The organism is Mesorhizobium sp. M1399, from assembly GCF_040317735.1.
In the GTDB taxonomy this organism is placed as follows: Bacteria; Pseudomonadota; Alphaproteobacteria; order Rhizobiales; family Rhizobiaceae; genus Mesorhizobium.
Genome location: NZ_JAMYKZ010000008.1, coordinates 227692 through 246945 on the forward strand (window position 1 = coordinate 227692; position 19254 = coordinate 246945).

Consider the following 19254-nt stretch of genomic DNA (forward strand, 5'->3'; position numbering starts at 1 on the left):
CAGGCCGGAACAAGAGCCCGGCCAAAGCAAATCAGGCCAGAACGAAAGCCAGGGAAGAACGATTATGAGTGAGAACGCGCCGGTCGATCAGGAAGCGTCAAACGCACGGCGCGGGCGCGCTGCCAGCGGTGGCGCCGCAGCGCGCCGGGCTGCACGTTCGGGCGGCGGCCCCGGTACACAGCTCACCTATATCAAGCGCAAGATCAACGTCTATGAAGTGCTGGACGAGGAAGGCCTGGCGCTGATCGAAAAGAACACCGACACGGTGCTGGAAGAGATCGGCATCATCTTCCGCGACGACGCCGAGGCACTGCAGCTTTGGAAAGAGGCGGGCGCCGACGTCAAGGGCGAGCGGGTGCATTTCCCCAAGGGCCTCTGCCGCTCGCTGTTGAAGACCGCTCCGTCCGTCTATACCCAGCACGCCCGCAACGGCGAGCGCTCGGTGCAGATCGGCGGCAACGCGACCGTGTTCGCGCCGGTCTATGGACCGCCCTTCGTGCGCGATCTCGACGGCGTCAGGCGCTACGCGACGATCGAGGATTTCCGGAATTTCGTAAAACTTGCCTATATGGCGCCATCGATCCACCATTCGGGCGGCACGGTTTGCGAGCCGGTCGACGTGCCGGTCAACAAGCGCCATCTCGACATGGTCTACAGCCATATCAAATATTCGGACAAGCCGTTCATGGGCTCGGTGACCGCGCCCGAGCGCGCCGAAGATACGGTGGCGATGGCCAAGATCGTGTTTGGTGACGATTTCGTCGAGAACAACACGGTGTTGACCAGCCTGATCAACGCCAACTCGCCGATGGTCTTCGACGAGACCATGCTGGGAGCGCTGAAAGTTTACTCGCGCCATAACCAGGCGTGCATCGTCACGCCGTTCATCCTTGCCGGGGCGATGAGCCCGGTGACGGTCGCCGGCACACTGACCCAGGTTTTGGCCGAGGTTCTGGCCGGGGCGTCGTTCACACAGCTGATCCGGCCGGGTGCGCCGGTACTGTTCGGCACCTTCGCCTCGTCGATCTCAATGCAGTCGGGCGCGCCGACCTTCGGCACGCCGGAGCCGTCGCTGGTCTCCTATGGCGCCGCCCAGCTTGCTCGCAGGCTCGGGCTGCCGTTCCGCACCGGCGGCTCGCTTTGTGCTTCGAAAATCCCCGATGCGCAGGCGGCCTATGAGAGCGCCAACACGCTGAATTCGACGATCCTCGCCGGCACCAATTTCGTGCTGCATTCGGCCGGCTGGCTCGAGGGCGGGCTCGCCTCCTGCTACGAAAAGTTCATGATGGATATCGACCAACTCGGCATGACGCAGAAGTTCTCCGAGGGTGTCGACCTGTCGGAAAACGGTCAGGCGATGGATGCCATCCGCCAGGTGGGTCCGGGCAGCCATTACCTCGGCTGCGATCACACCCAGGCCAATTTCCAGACCGCGTTCTACCGCTCCAACATCGCCGATAACAATTCCTACGAGCAGTGGCTGGCCGAAGGCGAAAAAACCGCGCCGCAGCGCGCCAACGAGCTCGCCCGCCGCTGGCTGGAGAGCTACGAGGCGCCTTATCTCGACCAGGGCATCGACGACGGGCTGAAGGACTTCATCGCCAGGAAGAAGGCGTCGATGGCCGACGCCTTCACCTGAAAGGAGCCCGAATCAGGCGGGGCTAAAGTCGCCAACATCATCCACAAGGAAGTCTGGCGGAGCGCCTTCTCCGACCCGGACAAGAAGGGATGATTCTCGAGCGCGGCATGGTCGAAACCATCGCGGCCGCGCTTTCCGCCCACGGCCTCATCCTGCGCGGCGGCTTCAATTTTGCGGGCGGTGAGGGGACACCTTCCGGTCTCTCCGGCGCCGCCGCCAGATCCGTCCTGCTGGTGGGGCAGGCAGGCGCCGCACCTTGGCCGCACTTCCTGCGCTGGTTGGAGAAACAGTCACAGCCGATCGACGATTCGCTCGACAGATGGTCGCGCGGAGTGATCGGCGCTGTGGCCGAAAAATTCGGGGCACGCGCGGTGTCACCGTCCGACAGGCCTTATCTGCCGTTCCAGCAATGGGCGATGCAGGCGGAGGGGCTGAAGCCGTCGCCGCTCGGCATCCTCATGCATCCGCAATACGGGCTCTGGCATGCCTATCGCGGCGCGCTGTTGTTCGAGAACGAGATTGCGCTCCACGAACGTCGCGACGTGATTCACCTTTGCGACACATGTTTGGAAAAACCTTGCCTGAAATCCTGTCCGGTCGCGGCTTATTCTGCGGATGGTTTTGTGCATGAAACCTGTCTGGCGCATGTGCGTGGGCAAAACGGCGGACCTTGCCGGACCGGCGGCTGCCTTGATCGCAACGCCTGTCCTTACGGCATCGATTATCGCTATCCGGCCGAGGTTCAGGCCTTTCACATGGCAGCATTCGCGCGCTAGCCAGACAAGACCCCGCTGCACGCAAAGACGTCGACCGTTCCGATCTCAGGATTTTTGGCCGAAAGCCAGCCCCGCCGCGTGAAAGAGACCCATCAGCAGCACCCCGATGGCACCAGAGACCAACGAGACGATGGGATACTGTGCGAAGTTGGCCCCGTACGCGAAGAGGGCCACCACGAAGCTCGCCCAGCCGGCTATCAGATTGGGCACGGCGGAGTTACCGAAGACGCACGGGTAGGAACCCTTGGTTATCCCACTCACGAAATGTGGGACGCCATTGGCGCCAAAAACACCCGCGAAAAAAGCAAGGAATGCCGTCAGCCACATATGAGCTCCGTCCCTTGGCAAATTGAAGCGCGCCGTTCACTTCAGGCCGCCATAGCATGGCAGGCAGTCGGCGAAATTGTGCACAAAGCCAGCGTAAAGCAACCCCGATACGCATTTGTGAACGTGGCGGCTCCACATAGTGCCTTCGATGCAGCCGGCGCCGAACGCCACTGGGAGCGGCTGACGATGCTGTTTGCGGAGACGCTCGGCCAAGGCGCGCCAACCATTACGACGTGACTGCCCGCCAAAAAATTCTTCCCATCACCCAAGGAATCGCCATTAGCCTTCGTCCAACAGGCAAATGATGGCGATGATGCTGGACGAAAGCGAAGCCTCCGACGCCGAACTGATCGGGCGGGCGAAGGGCGGAGACAGGGGTGCTTTCGGCAAGTTGCTCGAAAGGCACTACGGTTTCGTCTATCGCGCCGCCTATCGCTGGTGCGGGAAAAAGGCCGACGCCGAGGATATCGCCCAGGAAGTGTGCGTTCGGCTCGGCCGGGCGATCCGCGACTATCACGGCAGCGGCGCCTTCACGACGTGGCTCTACACCATGACGCTGAATGCGGCGCGCGACATGATGCGCAAGACCGCCCGCGATACGGCCAAGACCGAGGCCTATGGCGCCTATGCGCTGATTTCGGGGGAAACCTCGTCCGAGGCGGAAGACCCGGTCGAGGCGCTCTGGGCAGCGGTGCGCAAGCTGCCGGACAAGCAGCGCGACGCGGTGCTGCTGGTCTATGGCGAAGGGCTGAGCCACGCAGCCGCCGCCGAGGCGATGGCGATCTCGGAGACGACGGTTTCCTGGCACATCCATGAGGCGAAGAAACGGTTGAAGACGCTGATGCGTTCAGCCGGGGAAGTGTGACCATGGTCGACGACAAGCAACTGAACAGGCTGCGCGATATCGCAGCACCGGCGCCTGACGCGGATGCAAAGGCGCGTGCCCTCCAGGCCGCGCTGCGCGCCTATGACATGGAAGAAAAAACTTTACCGGCCGCCCAAGGATCGGCAGGCGGGCTTCGTCTCACAGAGCGAGCACAAAGGCTCTGGAGCGAAATCATGCAAAAGAAACTCTTCGCCACGCCGGCCATTGCCGGGCTCGTTGCCCTGCCGATCGCCGGATACGCCACCATCTATATGCTTGGGGAATCCAAATTCGGCGGGCCCGAATTCGGCGGCGACGATAAGATCACCGAAACGCTGGCTGACAAGCCGGCGACCGTCAAACCGCCGGTTGTTGCCGAAGCAGATAAGCAGAAGAAGGCGGACGCCGACAGCGAAAGCCGCGACGCCGGCGAGGCGCTTGTGGCGCCGACATCGCCGCCGAAAGCGGAATCGACCGCGGTCGGCGGGTTGACGCAGCAGGATGTGCTCACCCGCAATGCACCCGAACCGGCGCAGAGCGGCGAGTTTGCGCTGGATGGCGGTGCAAACTCCGTGGCTCCGGCAGTCGATGGTGGCGCGCGGGTCGGACGCATGCCTGGCACGGTTGCCGAGTCCAAGCTGATGGCACAGCAGCCTGCCGCTGCGCCGGCCGACCAGATGCTGCCGCGAGAGGAAAACCGTGACCGGGTCGAGGATTTCAAGACCAATCCGGTGCATGCCGCACTCGAAGACCCGGTCTCGACGTTCTCTATCGATGTCGACACCGCTTCCTATTCCTTCGTCCGGCGCTCGCTGAAGGAAGGTTTTATCCCGCAGGCCGATACGGTGCGCGTCGAGGAGATGGTCAACTACTTCCCCTATGACTGGAAAGGCCCGGACTCCGCCTCGACGCCGTTCAACTCGACCGTCAGCGTCATGCCGACTCCGTGGAACGAGCACACCAGGCTGATGCATGTCGCCATCAAGGGTTTCGACGTGAAGCCGGCCGAGCAGCCCAAGGCCAATCTGGTCTTTCTGATCGATGTGTCGGGCTCGATGAACGAGCAGGACAAGCTGCCGCTCCTGCAGTCGGCCTTTCGGCTGCTGGTCAACAAGCTGAGACCCGACGATACCGTCTCGATCGTCACCTATGCGGGCGATGCCGGTACCGTGCTGGAGCCCACCAAGGCTTCGGAAAAGGACAAGATCCTCGCTGCCATCGACAACCTGACATCCGGCGGCTCGACGGCAGGCGAGGCGGGCATCAAGGAAGCCTACAGGCTGGCGCAGAAATCCTTCGTCAAGGACGGTATCAACCGGGTGATGCTCGCCACCGATGGTGATTTCAATGTCGGCCAGACCGACGACGACGACCTGAAGCGGCTGATCGAAAAGGAGCGCAAGACAGGTGTGTTCCTGTCGGTGTTCGGCTTCGGCCGCGGCAACCTGAACGACCAGATGATGCAGACCATCGCCCAGAACGGCAACGGCACCGCCGCCTATATCGACACTTTGGCGGAGGCCGAGAAGGTGCTGGTCGAGGATGCCTCCTCGACACTGTTCACCATTGCCAAGGACGTGAAGATCCAGGTCGAGTTCAACCCGAACAAGGTCTCGGAATACCGGCTGATCGGCTACGAGACCCGCGCCTTGAACCGCGAGGATTTCAACAACGACCGCGTCGACGCCGGCGAGATCGGCTCAGGCCATTCGGTCACCGCGATCTACGAGATCACGCCTAAGGGCAGCGGCGGCGAACAGATCGATCAGCTGCGCTATGGCCAGGCCTCGGTGAACAATGGCGGTGTCGCCAATGCCGACGAATATGCCTTCGTCAAAATCCGCTACAAGCTGCCGAACGAGGACACTTCGAAGCTGATCACCACGCCGGTGACGTCAGCCAACGAGGTGGCGTCGTTCGACCAGGCCAGCACCGACCAGCGTTTCTCCGTTGCCGTCGCTGCCTTCGGCCAGAAGCTGCGCGACGAGGATGCGACCGCGAAGTTCGGCTACGACAAGATCATGGAGATTGCCACCGCCGCCAGAGGAGCCGACCCGTTTGGGTACCGGTCCGAGTTCCTCTCGCTTGTGCGCCTTGCCTCGGCGCTCGGCGGTAACCGGTAGTGGCAATGATGGCCGGTTTCTTTCAGATGGGATCGTTCTGACAGGGGGAACCGGCCTACGGGCGGGTGAGGCAGGCCGGCGAGGGAAACCTTGCCGGCCTTTTTTCGTGGCTGCACCGCTTCGCGGACCGCGTCGCAGCCGAAAGCGTCAGGCGCGTCCGCGGCGCCGTTCGCGGCGGGCTTCGCTGGTCTCGGCGACGTTGACCGTCGCCTGCTTGTTGCGCATCGGGCCGATGCGTTCGACGATCTGCTCGACGGTCGGGCGATCCGACCTGGTGTGCGCATCGAGCGCCTTGCGCATGGCGGCAAGGTGCTGGAACGAGGTACCGCAGCAGCCGCCGACGATCTTGGCGCCGGCATCGACGGCCAGGCGCACATAATCGGCCATCAGCTCGGGCGTGCCCGAATAGTAGATCTCGGCACCGCGAAATTCGGGGATGCCGCAATTGCCCTTGACGATCACCGTTGCCTCGGGCTTCGCCTCGGTCATGTCGAGCAGCGAAGCGAGAATATCGGAGGCGCCGACACCGCAATTTGCGCCGACACCGAGCGGCGTCTGCGACAGGCCGTCGACGACACCGTGGATGTCCTTCGGCAGCAGCCCCATCATGGTGCGGCCGGCGGTGTCGAAGGAGCCGGTATAGGTATAGGGCAAGCCGACGCGGATGGCGGCTTCGGCGGCGGCACGGATCTCGTCCGGCGCCGACATGGTTTCGATCCAGGCGACTTCGGCGCCGCCGGCCTTCAGGCCCTCGATCTGCTCGGCAAAGGCCTCGACCGCCTCGTCATAGGTCATGGCGCCGAGCGGCACCAGCAATTCGCCGGTCGGGCCGACTGAGCCGGCCACGATCACCTTGCGGCCGGCCTTGCCGGCGACGGCGCTTGCGATCTCGGCGGCGCGCTTGTTCAGTGCGTGGACGCGGTCCTGCGCATGGTGCAGCTTGAGCCGATGGCGGGTCCCGCCAAAAGAGTTGGTCAGGATGATGTCGGCGCCGGCATCGACAAAGTTCTGGTGCAGGCTGGTGATGGTGTCGGGCGCGGTCTCGTTCAAGAGCTCAGGAGCCTCTCCGGCCTCAAGGCCCATCGCGAACAGATTGGTGCCGGTGGCGCCATCGGCGAGCAGGACGCCCTTTTCGGCAAGCAGAGCGTCGATCGGATTGGTCATGTGAAATACGCCTTCCCGGAAGAATAACTGAGATAAGGATATAAAGAATTCTTTATGTGCCGTCAATGTCGACACGGAGAGCAACCGGTCAAAATCGCATCTCCGCCAGCTTTCGTGTGAAGCTGGCCGCTTCATGCGCGTTGACGTCCGCGGCACGGATCAGATTGTCGAAATGGCTGGTCAGGATGCGGATCGGCTGCGTGGCGTTCAGCACCAGATACATGTCGCCGACGTAAATGGCTGCGCGATAGGGCCCGAAGATGGTGTACGGGATCGAATAGCGCATCCGCCCGTCATAGAGAAACAGGCGGAAGGTGGGATAGAGGTCGTCGAGTAGCGTCGCCATGTGCAGGAGCTGCTGGTGGCGGTCGGCCTCCGGAAAGCGGTCCCACACGCCCAGCCCGCGCGCGAAGATCTCCAGCGTGTGGCGCGGCATACAGACTTCCATGTCGGTTTCGGGCCGTCGGTTGTAGTCGATGCGGTACTGCGTTTCGCCGGCCTGTGCCTCGCGGCTCTTGTTGGCGATGACGGCTTCATAGTCGACAAGCGCCTCGGTGCGCAGAAGATCGGGAATGCCGGCCGGGACGTAGCGGATTTTCGTTCCCGCCGCCTCGGCATGCCAGCGAGCCAGCAGCGTGCGGTCGAAGCCGTCCGGCGCCTCCTCGATCTCAAGGCTCTCGCGGATTTCACCGGTGACGCCCTCGTCCTGGCTGAGGCCGAGCAGCCAGTCGAGCGAGACTTTGAATTCGGCGGCGATGTTGAGCAGCGTTTCGGCGCGGGGAAGGCGGGTCGAGGCGCCGGAGAGCAGCTGCGACAGCGCCGAACGGTCGATGCCAACCGCGGCGGCGAAGGCCGACTGGTTCAGATCGGACCTTGTCAAGAGCATTTTCAGGCGCTCGCGAAAGATCGTCGACAGGTCGCGCTTGTCCAAATCGCCACCCCACCCGATAGGAGGAAAAATTTGCGCTGAAGCCGCGAACGCGGAGCTTCAGGCGTAAATGAATCCGGTGCGTTGTTTACAATGCATAACATATGCAGCTGAAAATGCGCAATCGCAACAGTTTGTGCGCTTTATCGCGTTGCAGCAATGCAACGCTCCTGACACAATGCTGTCAGGAATCAAACGGGTTCCGGCGACTGGAAGGCAGTGGTCGATAGCATGACGAGCATGGGCAACAGGCGACATGGCGCGGCGACCATCGAATGGCCGACGGTGTTTCTCGCACTTTTCTGCTACGGCGGCTGGCTCGCTACCGGCTTTCTGCTCTGGCCATCCTACCCGCTGTTGGCGCTCGCCCTTCTGGCCCTGATTGCGGCGCTGCAATCCTCGCTGATGCACGAGGCCCTGCACGGCCACCCAACCCGGAACGCGCGGCTCAACGAAGCCGTTGTGTTCCTGCCGATTGGCCTTGTCTGGCCGTTTCGCCGGTTCAAGACCATTCATCTGCGCCACCATGCAGACGAGCGCCTGACCGATCCGCTCGACGATCCCGAAAGCTATTACAAGGCGCTCTGGCAGCACGAAGAGCTGCCGTCGGCTATGAAGTTCCTGCTGAAGGTCAACAACACGATGCTCGGGCGTTTGGTGCTCGGTCCGTGGCTCTCCTGCATCGGCTTCTTCATCGACGACGCCAGGCAGGTTGCCGCGGGCGACAATTCCATCTGCAAGGCATGGCTGCTGCATGCGATCGGCCTCGCCGTAGTGTTGCCTGTCGTGCAGTTCGGCTTCGGCATGCCGTTGTGGCTCTACATACTGGTGCCGGTGTGGCTTGGGCAGTCGCTGATTTCGATCCGCACCTACGCCGAGCATCAATGGTCTGAACATCCGGAAGGCCGCACGATCATCGTCGAGCGCTCGCCGCTGTCCTTCCTGTTCCTCAACAACAATCTGCATTTCGTCCATCACAAGAGCCCGACGGTGGCCTGGTACAGGCTGCCGAAGCTGTTTCGCGACCGCCGCGACGAGTGGCTGCGGATGAACAATGGCTACGCCTATCCGAACTATTTCGCGCTGCTCAAGGCCTATGCCTTCAAGGCGAAGGAACCGATCGTCCATCCCGTGCTGCGGCGCATGCCGGAACCAGGACGCGCGTTCAAGCCGCGCGTCAGGGCACGCAGCCTCAATGGGCTTGGCAGCGCACCGGTACCCGCCGAGCCGCCGAAGGAATGATCCTCGCGGCATTGCAGGCGCTGCCGCGCGGGCAACGCTTTCCTGACCTTGTCAATTTCCCTGCATAACGGTCAAATCCCGGCATGAGCGAATTCATTGCGGCTTTGCCGATGTACGACTGGCCGGAAGCGCGGGACGAGGTCGACGCAGAATGGGCGCGGCTGCGCGATGCTTTCAGACAAAAAGGCATCGATGCGCCGGAGACGATTATCCGCCGCAATGGCGATTTGCCCCCGGTGCCTGGCGGTATTCGCGACGATAAGGGAAAACTCATCGCGCCCGATCCGGCGACATTGCCGCTGGACGAACTGGATTTTCACCGGCTCTGGCTGCACCCGGCGCTGCTCTTTGCGCAAACCTGCTGGGGACCGATGGAACTCGGCCTGTCGCAGCGTGTCCACCTCGTCGGCCAGCCGCGCTACGACGCCTTTGAGGGCGGACAGGGCGAACTCTATTCGAGCGCCATCGTCATGAGGGCGGGCGAGGCACCGCCGGCAAGGTCGCCGGCCGACGGCGGCGCCGTCATTCCGCTCGATCAGCTTCGCGGCAAACGTTTCACCTTCAACAGCCTCGATTCCATGTCGGGCATCATCGCGCCGACACGCGACCTGCAAGCACTGGGCGAGAGTTTGGATATCTTTTCCGCGCTGAGCGAAAGCTGGGGGCACCGCGCTTCGATTGTTGCTGTTGCCGAGGGCAGGGCCGACGTCGCGGCGATCGACTGCGAGAGCTGGGCGCTGGCGCAGCGTTTCGAGCCTGCAGCGCAGAAGATGACGGTCGTCGGCTGGACAAGGCGGCGCAAAGGATTGCCGTTCATCACGGCCAGCAGGACGCCGGAAACGATCGTCGCCATGATGCGCGAGGAGATCGAGGCGCTCACATAAAGCGCGTCGCGTCCGGTCGGCCTCATGCGACGCGCTTTAAATTCTTGTTTTACGCATGTCGTTATCGCAAAACCGCTGCACACTTTTGCGCGACATGCATTAGGTTCGCTCAGCCCCCAAGCAGCCGATTGTCGAGCGGATAGGTCGAAAGCTTCTCGTTGCCGGTGTCGGTGATCAGGATCTGTTCCTCGATCTTGACGCCTTCGTAGGCGCCAAGCCTGCCGATGTAGCTCTCGACGCACAGCACCATGCCTGACACAAGCACGCCGTCCGGCGTGTCGTCGGTCCAGTCGCCGGCATGCGGCAATGTCGGGTATTCGTCGGCCAGGCCGACGCCGTGATAGAGCACCCCGTAGCGCGCCGGGAAGCAGTCTCCCGGCGGCACCGACGAGCCCTCGACGAGATCGCGGAAGGATATGCCCGGCCGCATCAGTTCGGTGTTGTGGGCGATCTGGTCGGCAGCGATCTGAAACAGGTCACGCTGTTCCTGCGACGGCGGCGCGTCACCGCAAAGCCAGGTGCGCGACAGGTCGGCGCAGAAGCCGTAAGGACCGATCAGGTCGGTGTCGAAGGCGACGAGATCGCCGGCCTCGATCGTCCGCGACGAACACTCCTGGAACCACGGATTGGTGCGCGGACCCGACGACAGGAGCCGGGTTTCGATCCATTCGCCGCCGCGCGCGATGTTGCCGCGATGGAGTTCGGCCCACAATTCGTTCTCGGAAATACCAGGTCTCAGCGCCTGCTCCATCTCGCCCATCGCCGCCTCGCAAGCGACGATCGCCCGGCGCATGGCAAGGATCTCGTCGGGCGATTTGATCAGCCGCGCATTTTCCATCACCGCCTCGCCATTGCCGGTCGAAATGCCGAGACGGGCGAGTTCCTCGATGCCCTCGGGATTGATGTGATCGACCGCGATACGGCGATTGCCGCCGCCATGTTCCAGTACCAGCTCGGCGATGCCGGCTGCCCAGCGGCGGACTTTTTGCCCGGTCAACTCGCCGCTGTAGAGATACGCCCACGACACCGCCGGCCGCACCTCGTCGACGACGCCGGAATGGTCGGAAAGGTGCTCACAGGAAAAATAGTCGAACAGTACCACCGGCCCATCGGTGGCGACGAAACAATGCCTGGTCGGATTGTGCGCGACCCAGAGCTGCATGTTGGTCGCATCGGTCGCGTAGCGGATGTTGACCGGATCGTAGAGCAGGGCTCCCGCATAGTCGCGGCGCTTCAGCTCGGCGCGGATGCGCTCGAGCCGGTATCGGCGCATGGCGCGCAAGTCAGGAGCGTCAATACCCGCCGCCTGCCACTCGGCTTCCGCCAGCGCACCATAGCCCAGCAGATGCTGGTTGAGTTCAGCGGCCTTCAGGCGCGATTTTTTGCGCAGCGCATCGATCGAGTCCTCCGGCTCGAACGGCATGATCTTGCGATGATGACGGGGCCGGTCAGTCGGATTCCTGTCCACCCTCGACTCCTTCGCCAGCGCCTTCCTTGGGCGCCATGGCTCCTTCCATTCTCTTCAGTCGGACGAATGCGCCGGGCCGGGCGGACTTGTCGGTGCCACGCAACAGCGGAACCATGATTTGCCGCGGTTGGCCGTCCGGCTCATAGCCGGCCGCTTTGAGCTGGTCCAAAATGACCGGCCGCGGATCGTCGTGATCAAGCCAGACGAGTACGGCCGGCCCCCGCATCAGCGTTTCGAAATTAGGCACTTCCTGGTCAAGTGCGACCAGTTTTTCGTCGACCAGCCGCAGGTTGCCGACCCATGCACCGTCGGATATTGCAGTTTTCACCGGTCCGTCCGCGGTCAGTTGGCGATAGAGGGCCGGGTAATCCAAGCGGATCATGCGGGAGAGGCCACTGGTCCCGTTTATCTGGACGTACCAAGTGGCGGGCGCGAGCAACACGGCGATGATCGCTCCAGCCGCGATCACCAGGAGCTGCGCATTCCTGCCGCGCGGCGCCAGCCGTTCCATAGTGGCGACGATGGCCAGCGGCAACATGAACAGGACCGGCAGCAGCCAGCGGTCCTTGACAACCGTCACGCCGGTGGCCAGCACAAGTATTGCCAGCATAGCCAAGCCGAGCGCCAAGCTACGCCACAACAGAATTTCCCTGGCCGGACGTTTCGGGTGCCGCTCGGAGAAACGGAACTTCGCCACCCCGAAGGCCAGCGCGGAAACGAGCACCGGCAAGACCGCGAAATTGAAGGTCCCCATGACAAACTTGCCGGCGCCGACAAAGGCCGCCGCGATGCGCCCTTGTTGCGGGTCTATTCCGAACTTCTCGCCTCTCGACAATAAATCGGCGGGATGCATGAGGCTCCAATAGGTGGTTGGTGCCAGCACCAATATCGCGACCGCTATGCTGATTGCGAACTTTGGATCAAGGATGGCGCTGCGCAATTCGCGCAGCGACAGCGCTGCCGCAACAAGGGCCACCACGAGGAAGACATCGTTATACTTGGCAAGAATTGCCGCCGCCGTGGCCAGGCCAAACGCCGCATAGGCAATCATGCTACGCCGCTCGAGAAGATAGGCCATGGTGAGCAGGAGCAGCGAGCAGAAGCCGACGACGGCGACGGAATGCGACAAAGCGCGCTGCGATTCCCAGACGACCTGCGGGATCGTAAACAGGCCGAACATGGCCGCCGCCGCTGTCGCCTTGGTGTAGCCGAACCGCCGCATGGCGGCGAACACGCTGCAGGCGGCGAGGAACAGCACTGAGTATTTGACGAGCTTCAGCGTGAAGATACTGGTGCCGAAAACATGCGCGGCCAGCCAATTGATCCAGGTGTAGAGAGGTGGTTGCGAGCCGCCATATCCAGCCCAGAGATACGGTACATAGATCAGCTGCTCCGCATCGTCGATGCCGACGCCGGTTCCCGCCCAAGAGCTCAACAGGGACAGTATGATGGTCTGCAAGGCAAAATAAGCCGCGACCATGACGATCGCCGCCGGGAAGGGGCCGATCCGTCCCTCGGCCAGCCACTCGGCCCATTTCATGTCGTACTTCAAGGAAGTCTCATCGCCCCTGCCGGCACAGTTGCCGGCTGGGCTAGCATGAAGAGCGTGCTCCGCACAATGCGACCGGCTGGCTGCACCTACGTTCGCATCTTTTCGCCACTCGGATCGAAGGGCGGCTCGACGTTGATGCGCGCCGACCGCCGGTGTCCAAGGATCTCGATCTCGAACAGCCCGGCGCTCTCGTTTTCGGCAAGCACTGCCGGTACGTAGCCTTGCGCCATCGACTTCTCGACATAATGCGCATAGCCGCCGGAGGTGACCCAGCCGACCACGCGCCAGTTGCCGTCGACAATACCGCGCACGGCAGACGCGCCTTCAGCGGCGTTCGAGCCGCGCACTTCCTTGCCGCCCGCGTCGAAGCGCGGCGCGCCATAGCCATGCGGCTTTTCTACCGTGCCGAAATCCTTGTCGCCGACCTTGGCCCAGATCGGCTCGTCGCCCATGACGTCGGCATCCGCAGCATCGACGATAAAGGAAACGCGGCGCAGCTTCGGCCCTGCCGCCTGTTCCTTGGCCGCTGCCTCGCGGCCGATGAAATCGTTCTTCTCCAGCTTGATAAAGCGGTCCATCGAACCTTCGAACGGTCCGTAGATCGGACGTAGCTCGCGGAACCAGGTCGGAAAGTTCTTTTCAAGCCGCATCGAGAGCAGGGCGCGCATGCCGAAATCAACAAGTCCGAACTCTTCGCCGGCCTCCTTGATCGCCTTGTAGACCAGACGCTGATAGGCCGGCGCCATCCAGATCTCATAGCCGAGATCGCCGGTGTAGGTGATGCGGTTGACCATGCAGGGCGCGCCGCCGACCGCCATCTCGCGGAAATCCATGAAGCGGAAGGCCTTGGTCGAGATGTCGACGTCGACCAGTTTCTGCAGCAGGTCGCGCGATTTCGGCCCGGCGATGGAGAGGCCAACCAGCGTCTGGTCGAAGCGGTGGATGCGCACCTCCGACGCCCTTGGACCGTCCTTCGGCAGATGCTTCTCGAACCAGCGCATGTGATATTTTTGCGCGGCCGAAGAACCCCAGATCATGAAGCGTTCTTCGCCCGCCTTGGCGATGGTGAAGTCGCCGATCAGTCTGCCGAACTCGTTCAGCATCGGCGTCAGCACGATGCGGCCGGTCTTCGGCATGCGGTTGGTCATCAGCCGGTTGAGGAAATCCTCGGCCCCAGGTCCGGAGACTTCGTATTTGGCGAAGTTGGCGATCTCGGTGACGCCGACCCTCTCGCGTGTGGCGCACACTTCCTCGCCGATCGCGCCGAAATCATTCGAGCGGTGGAAGGACACGATGTCCTTCGGCTCCGAGCCTTTCGGCGCGAACCAGAGCGGGGTTTCGAGACCCCAGCTGTCGCCCATGACGGCGTTGTTGGCGAGCATGGTGTCGTAAAGCGGGGTCGTCTGCGCCGGTCTTGCCGCCGGCAATTCCTCGTTGGGAAAGCGGATGGAGAAACGGCGCGAATAATTTTCGCGCACCTTTGCGTTGGTATAGCGCAGCGTTGCCCATTCGCCGAAGCGCGCAACGTCCATGCCCCAGACGTCGAAGCCGGGGTCGCCATGGACCATCCAGTTCGACAGCGCCAAGCCGACGCCGCCGCCTTGGCTGAAGCCGGCCATGACGGCGCAGGCGCACCAGAAATTGGTCAGGCCCTGCACAGGGCCAACGAGCGGGTTGCCGTCGAGCGCGAAGGTGAAGGGGCCGTTGATGATCTGCTTGATGCCGGCTTTCTCGATGCCGGGAAAATGCTTGAAGCCGATCTCGAGCGACGGCGCGATGCGGTCGATGTCGGGCTGCAGCAGCTCGTGGCCGAAATCCCATGGCGTGTTGACCGGCGACCACGGCTTGCAGGCTTTTTCATAGGTGCCGAGCAGGATGCCGTTGCGTTCCTGGCGGGTATAGATCTCGCCCTTGAAGTCGAGCACGCCGATCATCTCGCGCCCGGTCGACTTGTTGAATTCCTCGACCTCCGGCATCGGCTCGGTCAGGAGATACATGTGCTCCATCGCCAGCACCGGCAGCTCGACGCCGACCATGCGACCGATCTCGCGCGCCCAAAGGCCGCCGCAGTTGACGACATGCTCGGCTTTGATCGTGCCTTGCTCGGTGACGACGTTCCAGGTGCCGTCGACCTCCTGCGTCAGTTCGACGACGCGGTTGCGCAGCACGATCTCGGCGCCGAGCTTCCGGGCGGCTTTGGCATAGGCGTGGGTGGTGCCGGAAGGGTCGAGGTGGCCCTCGACTGGATCCCACATAGCGCCGACGAAATTCGTCTCGTCCATCAGCGGGAACATCGCCTTGGCTTCGGACGGCGTGATCAGTTCGGTGTCCATGCCGAGATAGCGGCCCTTGGCATGGGCGAGGCGAAGGAAGTCCATGCGCTCTGGCGTGTCGGCCATCATGACGCCGCCGGTCAGGTGCAGCGAGCAGGATTGGCCGGAAATCTCCTCGATCTCCTTGTAAAGCTGCACCGTATAGGCCTGCAGCTTGGCGACGTTGGGATCGCCGTTCAGCGTATGAAAGCCGCCCGCCGCATGCCAGGACGAGCCGGAGGTGAGCTCCGAACGCTCGATCAGCATGATGTCGGTCCAGCCGGCCTTGGCCAGATGATAGAGCACCGAGCAGCCAACGACGCCGCCGCCGATAACAACCGCTTTTGCATGAGATTTCATGAAGATAGTTCCGTTTTTGAAGAGATTGAATCGAGTGAGCGGGGCGCGAAAACAAAGCGGAAATCGAATACAGCGATGTTTTCGGCCAGCCTGCCATCAAGCGCGGCAAGAATGGTTTCACAGACGGAAGTACGATGTTTCAGGACGTCATGGCTCCAAAGACGCAGGATCGAGTAGCCTTGGGCGCGCATGAAATCATCGCGGCGGCGGTCATATGAACTGCCGGCGTGCTGTTGTCCGTCGACTTCAACAACAAGCCATTTTTCGCGGCAGACAAAGTCTGCAAAAAAGGCGCCGATGGAGAACTGACGCGTAAAGCGATAGCCGCCAAGCTTGCGCGCCTTTAGTTCAGGCCAAAGCAGTGCTTCGGCCTGATTGCCTGCTTGCCGCAGGCTACGCGCTCGCTGGGTTGTGCCTGTTTTGCGGCGGCTGCGCGTTTCATGAACGGCTTCCCCCACTCCGTCGCCGCTTCGCGGCGCCACCTCTCCCCCCTCCGGGGGGAAAGGAAGGGCGCCAACTGGAATCGTTTCGCGCCCTTCCTCTACCCCGTCGATCGGGGGTTTGGTGTCGAGCTATGCGCGACGGAGTGGGGGTCGACTACTCATCAGATGATCAGAAATCGGTCGGGGCGCCGCCTTCGGCCCGGCGCTTGTCGACGAAAGCATTGAGCTCCTCGCGGATCGCCGGGTCCATATAAGGCTCTTCATAGGAGGCCAGCCGCTCCTTCCAGACGCGATTGGCTTTTTCGAGCGCGGTCGGTGACCCAGCCTCCGCCCAACTCTCGAAATTGCGCCAGTCCGAAATGATCGGCGCATAGAAGGCGGTCTTGTAGCGGTCCTGCGTGTGCTGGGTGCCGAAGAAATGGCCGCCGGGGCCGACCGACTGGATGGCGTCGAAACCGAGCGCCTCGTCGGAAAGATCGAGCGGCGTCAGGAACTCGGCGACCATCTGCAACAGGTCTATGTCGAGGATGGTCTTCTCATAGGAGCAGCGCAGGCCGCCTTCGAGCCAGCCGGCGGCATGCATCATCAGATTACCGCCGCCCTGGATGGCACCCCACAGCGAGAACACGCTTTCATAGGCGGCTTGCGCGTCGACGGTGTTGGCGGCGCAGGTGTTGGAGGTGCGGTAGGGGATGTTGTAGCGGCGGGCGAGCTGGCCGCCGACCAGCTGCGCCTTCATATATTCCGGCGTGCCGAAGGCCGGCGCGCCGGACTTCATGTCGACATTCGAGGTGAAGCCGCCGTAGCCGACAGGCGCGCCCTTGCGCACCATCTGTGCGAAGGCGATGCCGGACAGCGCCTCGGCATTCTGTTGCACCAGCGCGCCGGCAATCGTCACCGGCGCCATGGCGCCCGACAGGGTGAACGGCGTCACGATGACCACCTGGCCCTTGCTCGACATCTGGATGATGCCTTCCATCATCGGCACGTCGAGCTTGAGCGGCGAATTGGTGTTGATGATGGTGAACACCGACGGCTCCGCAAGCAACTGCTCGTGGCTGATGCCACGTGCGATTCTGGTGATCTCGATGCCGTCGACGTTGCGCTCTTTGCCGAGCGAATAGATGTGGAACATCTTGTCGGTCAGCGTGGCGAGGTCACGGATGCATTCGAGGTGGCGCACGGACGGATGGATGTCGATCGGCTCCACCGGATAACCGCCCGTGCAATTCAATATGTTGTGCATCTGCGCAAGCTTGAGAAAGTTGCGATAGTCCTGCTGGTTGCCCGGCCGGCGGCCGCGGTCGACGTCGGAGCAATTGGGTGCCGACGCCATCATCGAGATGATCAGATTATCGCCACCGAAGCGCACATTGTGCGCCGGGTTGCGGGCGTGGATGGTGAATTCCGGCGGGCAGTGCGCAACCAGTTCCAGGATCATGTCGCTGTCGAAGCGCACCCGCTCGCTGCCTTCGCGGACATCGGCGCCATGCGCCTTCATGATGCGCCGCGCTTCGTCATGCAGCACGTCGACGCCGATTTCCCGCAGCACGCGCAGAGAGGCGAGGTGGATGGATTCCAGCTCGTCCTCGGAAACCAGCCGGGTCGGCGTCAGCGGGTTCTTCAACTGGCGAAACGGCGGCTGGTCGAACGCCGCCGATCCGCCGGCACGCTTCCCCGCGCGGCCGCCGCGACGGGCGCGGTCGTTTGCCAGTGCCGGTTCGGCGGGCTGAAGGGCGGCGGTCATGATAGTCCTCGTACGCTGCGGCAATGCGGCGGCATAATGGACTGCCGGCCCTCCGGCCATTGCGGAGGCGGCGACCACTAGGACGAGGGAAGCGACATGCCCTGGGGGCAGCCGGCGGGATCGTCAGCCTCTTGATCGCGTTCCGGCTGGCGCAAGCGGTTTTCGTTGCCGGTGCTTACTGCGACGGAACCGAAACGCTAATCCTGCATCATGGACCGGGCGGAACAGAACAGCGGCGAGACAGTGCAATGGGCGGCCATCACCGGCGTGATCGCAACCGTCTCGGTGTTCGCCATTGCGCAAGGGCTGAGCTATCCGCTGTTGAGCTTCATCCTGCAGCGCCAGGGCGTCTCGCCGGCCATGATAGGCCTGTCGGCGGCAATGACGCCGATCGGCTTCATCGTCTCCTCGCCGCTGGTCCCGGCTCTGTCGCGCCGTTTCGGGGCCGGGCGCACCGCGCTTACTTGCGCGGCACTTTCCGCGCTGGTGCTGGCGCTGATCGGCTGGACGCAAAATGTCTATCTGTGGTTTCCGCTGCGCTTTTTGATCGGTGGGGTCACCAACCCGCTCTACGTGCTGAGCGAAGTCTGGGTGATCGCACTGGCGCCGCCAGCACGCCGCGGCCGCGTCATGGGCATCTATTCGACGATCATTTCGGCGGGCTTTGCGGCGGGGCCGCTGTGCCTGCTTGCGGTCGGCACCGTGGGATGGCCGCCGTTTCTGGTCGGCATCGGCGCATTCCTGTTTTGCGGCGCCTGCCTTGCCTCGGTGCTGGCACGGCTGCCGAGGGTCGACGAGAGCGGGCACCGGGTTTCGGTGCTGGGATTCGTGCCGCAGGCGTGGCTGCTGTTGTCGGCGGTCGTGGTGGCCGCTGGTTTCGAACAGGCAGTGCTCGCCTTGCTGCCGGTCTACGGAACGCATTACGGCATCGCCGAAGCGCGCATGTCGGCGCTGCTGTCGGTGATGATCGCCGGCAACATCGCTATGCAGGTGCCGCTCGGCCTGTTGGCGGAACGACTGACGGCGCGGCTGGTGCGGTTCATCTGTGTGGCGGTGACGGTGCTCGGATGCGTGCTGTTGCCGGTTCTCATCGAGACGCCGCTCATATGGCCATGCGTCTTCATCTGGGGTGCGGTTTCCTACGGCATCTACACGATGTCGATCATCGAGCTCGGCGAGCGGTTCACCGGCTCGGCGCTGGTCGCCGGCAACGCCGCCTTTTCGCTGATGTGGGGCGTCGGCGGCATCGCCGTGCCGCCGCTGGCGGGCGGCGCCATGGATGTTGTTGGCGCAGGCGGCCTGCCGCTCACGCTTGGCGCCATTTGCCTGGCGCTGGCGCTTGTAACGGTCATTCGAAGGCGGATGGTGTGAATGCCTGAAGTCGCCGTTCTGACGCAATGACTTGAATATTAGCGGCCCCGTGT

General features: G+C 62.9%; 15 protein-coding genes. 7 read left to right on the forward strand and 8 right to left on the reverse strand.

Annotated elements, in window-relative coordinates; genetic code table 11:
* Positions 1-64 precede the first annotated feature (64 nt).
* Together NKH05_RS16235 and NKH05_RS16240 are read left to right on the forward strand one after the other, a co-directional pair.
* A complete protein-coding gene (locus tag NKH05_RS16235) occupies positions 65-1639 on the forward strand; it encodes a trimethylamine methyltransferase family protein (protein WP_023719938.1) in 1575 nt (524 codons plus the stop codon).
* 89 nt (positions 1640-1728) lie between these two features.
* Positions 1729-2415 carry a hypothetical protein gene (locus NKH05_RS16240; RefSeq protein WP_031194270.1) on the forward strand — a complete coding sequence of 229 codons (687 nt, stop codon included), beginning with the start codon at positions 1729-1731 and terminating at the stop codon, positions 2413-2415.
* A 45-nt stretch (positions 2416-2460) separates the two neighbouring features.
* On the opposite strand, the gene NKH05_RS16245 is transcribed toward NKH05_RS16240, so the two are convergent.
* Positions 2461-2742 (reverse strand): hypothetical protein, encoded by a 282-nt coding sequence (locus NKH05_RS16245; RefSeq protein ID WP_031194271.1) that lies wholly within the window; start codon positions 2740-2742, stop codon positions 2461-2463.
* A 304-nt stretch (positions 2743-3046) separates the two neighbouring features.
* Between NKH05_RS16245 and NKH05_RS16250 the strand changes: the two genes are divergently transcribed.
* Both NKH05_RS16250 and NKH05_RS16255 read left to right on the forward strand, forming a co-directional pair.
* Positions 3047-3607, forward strand: coding sequence for an RNA polymerase sigma factor (locus NKH05_RS16250; RefSeq protein WP_023719942.1), 561 nt, complete (start codon positions 3047-3049; stop codon positions 3605-3607).
* Between the two features lie 2 nt (positions 3608-3609).
* Positions 3610-5730, forward strand: coding sequence for a vWA domain-containing protein (locus NKH05_RS16255; RefSeq protein ID WP_352495950.1), 2121 nt, complete (start codon positions 3610-3612; stop codon positions 5728-5730).
* Positions 5731-5877: 147 nt separating this feature from the next.
* Here NKH05_RS16255 and bmt read toward each other — a convergent pair whose 3' ends face one another.
* Both bmt and NKH05_RS16265 read right to left on the reverse strand, forming a co-directional pair.
* Positions 5878-6894 carry a betaine--homocysteine S-methyltransferase gene (gene bmt, locus NKH05_RS16260; protein ID WP_023719944.1) on the reverse strand — a complete coding sequence of 339 codons (1017 nt, stop codon included), beginning with the start codon at positions 6892-6894 and terminating at the stop codon, positions 5878-5880.
* A gap of 88 nt (positions 6895-6982) precedes the next feature.
* Positions 6983-7825 (reverse strand): helix-turn-helix domain-containing protein, encoded by an 843-nt coding sequence (locus tag NKH05_RS16265; RefSeq protein ID WP_023719945.1) that lies wholly within the window; start codon positions 7823-7825, stop codon positions 6983-6985.
* Positions 7826-8053: 228 nt separating this feature from the next.
* Between NKH05_RS16265 and NKH05_RS16270 the strand changes: the two genes are divergently transcribed.
* A complete protein-coding gene (locus NKH05_RS16270) occupies positions 8054-9064 on the forward strand; it encodes a fatty acid desaturase (protein WP_031194273.1) in 1011 nt (336 codons plus the stop codon).
* Positions 9065-9147: 83 nt separating this feature from the next.
* A complete protein-coding gene (locus NKH05_RS16275) occupies positions 9148-9948 on the forward strand; it encodes a phosphate/phosphite/phosphonate ABC transporter substrate-binding protein (protein WP_353025746.1) in 801 nt (266 codons plus the stop codon).
* A 109-nt stretch (positions 9949-10057) separates the two neighbouring features.
* Here NKH05_RS16275 and NKH05_RS16280 read toward each other — a convergent pair whose 3' ends face one another.
* The 5 genes from NKH05_RS16280 to NKH05_RS16300 form a co-directional block, all read right to left on the reverse strand.
* Positions 10058-11371 (reverse strand): M24 family metallopeptidase, encoded by a 1314-nt coding sequence (locus NKH05_RS16280; protein WP_352640497.1) that lies wholly within the window; start codon positions 11369-11371, stop codon positions 10058-10060.
* A gap of 25 nt (positions 11372-11396) precedes the next feature.
* Positions 11397-12968 (reverse strand): glycosyltransferase family 39 protein, encoded by a 1572-nt coding sequence (locus tag NKH05_RS16285; protein WP_352495951.1) that lies wholly within the window; start codon positions 12966-12968, stop codon positions 11397-11399.
* Positions 12969-13054: 86 nt separating this feature from the next.
* Entirely contained in the window at positions 13055-15640 is a 2586-nt protein-coding gene (locus NKH05_RS16290; RefSeq protein ID WP_352547270.1) for a GcvT family protein, read from the reverse strand.
* Positions 15637-16098 (reverse strand): endonuclease domain-containing protein, encoded by a 462-nt coding sequence (locus NKH05_RS16295; protein ID WP_353005441.1) that lies wholly within the window; start codon positions 16096-16098, stop codon positions 15637-15639. Before NKH05_RS16295 ends, NKH05_RS16290 begins: the two co-directional genes overlap by 4 nt.
* Positions 16099-16252: 154 nt before the next feature.
* A complete protein-coding gene (locus tag NKH05_RS16300) occupies positions 16253-17830 on the reverse strand; it encodes a trimethylamine methyltransferase family protein (RefSeq protein ID WP_352484532.1) in 1578 nt (525 codons plus the stop codon).
* Positions 17831-18040: 210 nt separating this feature from the next.
* Here NKH05_RS16300 and NKH05_RS16305 point away from each other — a divergent pair, with 210 nt between their 5' ends.
* A complete protein-coding gene (locus NKH05_RS16305) occupies positions 18041-19201 on the forward strand; it encodes an MFS transporter (RefSeq protein ID WP_352484533.1) in 1161 nt (386 codons plus the stop codon).
* The last annotated feature ends 53 nt before the right edge of the window (positions 19202-19254 follow it).

What these genes read in the sequence shown, in the direction of transcription:
- NKH05_RS16235 (WP_023719938.1), top strand. Translation starts at nt 65, where the DNA reads ATGAGTGAGAACGCGCCGGTCGATCAGGAAGCGTCAAACGCACGGCGC.
- NKH05_RS16240 (WP_031194270.1), top strand. Translation starts at nt 1,729, where the DNA reads ATGATTCTCGAGCGCGGCATGGTCGAAACCATCGCGGCCGCGCTTTCC.
- NKH05_RS16245 (WP_031194271.1), bottom strand. Translation starts at nt 2,742, where the DNA reads ATGTGGCTGACGGCATTCCTTGCTTTTTTCGCGGGTGTTTTTGGCGCC.
- NKH05_RS16250 (WP_023719942.1), top strand. Translation starts at nt 3,047, where the DNA reads ATGGCGATGATGCTGGACGAAAGCGAAGCCTCCGACGCCGAACTGATC.
- NKH05_RS16255 (WP_352495950.1), top strand. Translation starts at nt 3,610, where the DNA reads ATGGTCGACGACAAGCAACTGAACAGGCTGCGCGATATCGCAGCACCG.
- bmt (WP_023719944.1), bottom strand. Translation starts at nt 6,894, where the DNA reads ATGACCAATCCGATCGACGCTCTGCTTGCCGAAAAGGGCGTCCTGCTC.
- NKH05_RS16270 (WP_031194273.1), top strand. Translation starts at nt 8,054, where the DNA reads ATGACGAGCATGGGCAACAGGCGACATGGCGCGGCGACCATCGAATGG.
- NKH05_RS16275 (WP_353025746.1), top strand. Translation starts at nt 9,148, where the DNA reads ATGAGCGAATTCATTGCGGCTTTGCCGATGTACGACTGGCCGGAAGCG.
- NKH05_RS16280 (WP_352640497.1), bottom strand. Translation starts at nt 11,371, where the DNA reads ATGCCGTTCGAGCCGGAGGACTCGATCGATGCGCTGCGCAAAAAATCG.
- NKH05_RS16290 (WP_352547270.1), bottom strand. Translation starts at nt 15,640, where the DNA reads ATGAAATCTCATGCAAAAGCGGTTGTTATCGGCGGCGGCGTCGTTGGC.
- NKH05_RS16300 (WP_352484532.1), bottom strand. Translation starts at nt 17,830, where the DNA reads ATGACCGCCGCCCTTCAGCCCGCCGAACCGGCACTGGCAAACGACCGC.
- NKH05_RS16305 (WP_352484533.1), top strand. Translation starts at nt 18,041, where the DNA reads ATGGACCGGGCGGAACAGAACAGCGGCGAGACAGTGCAATGGGCGGCC.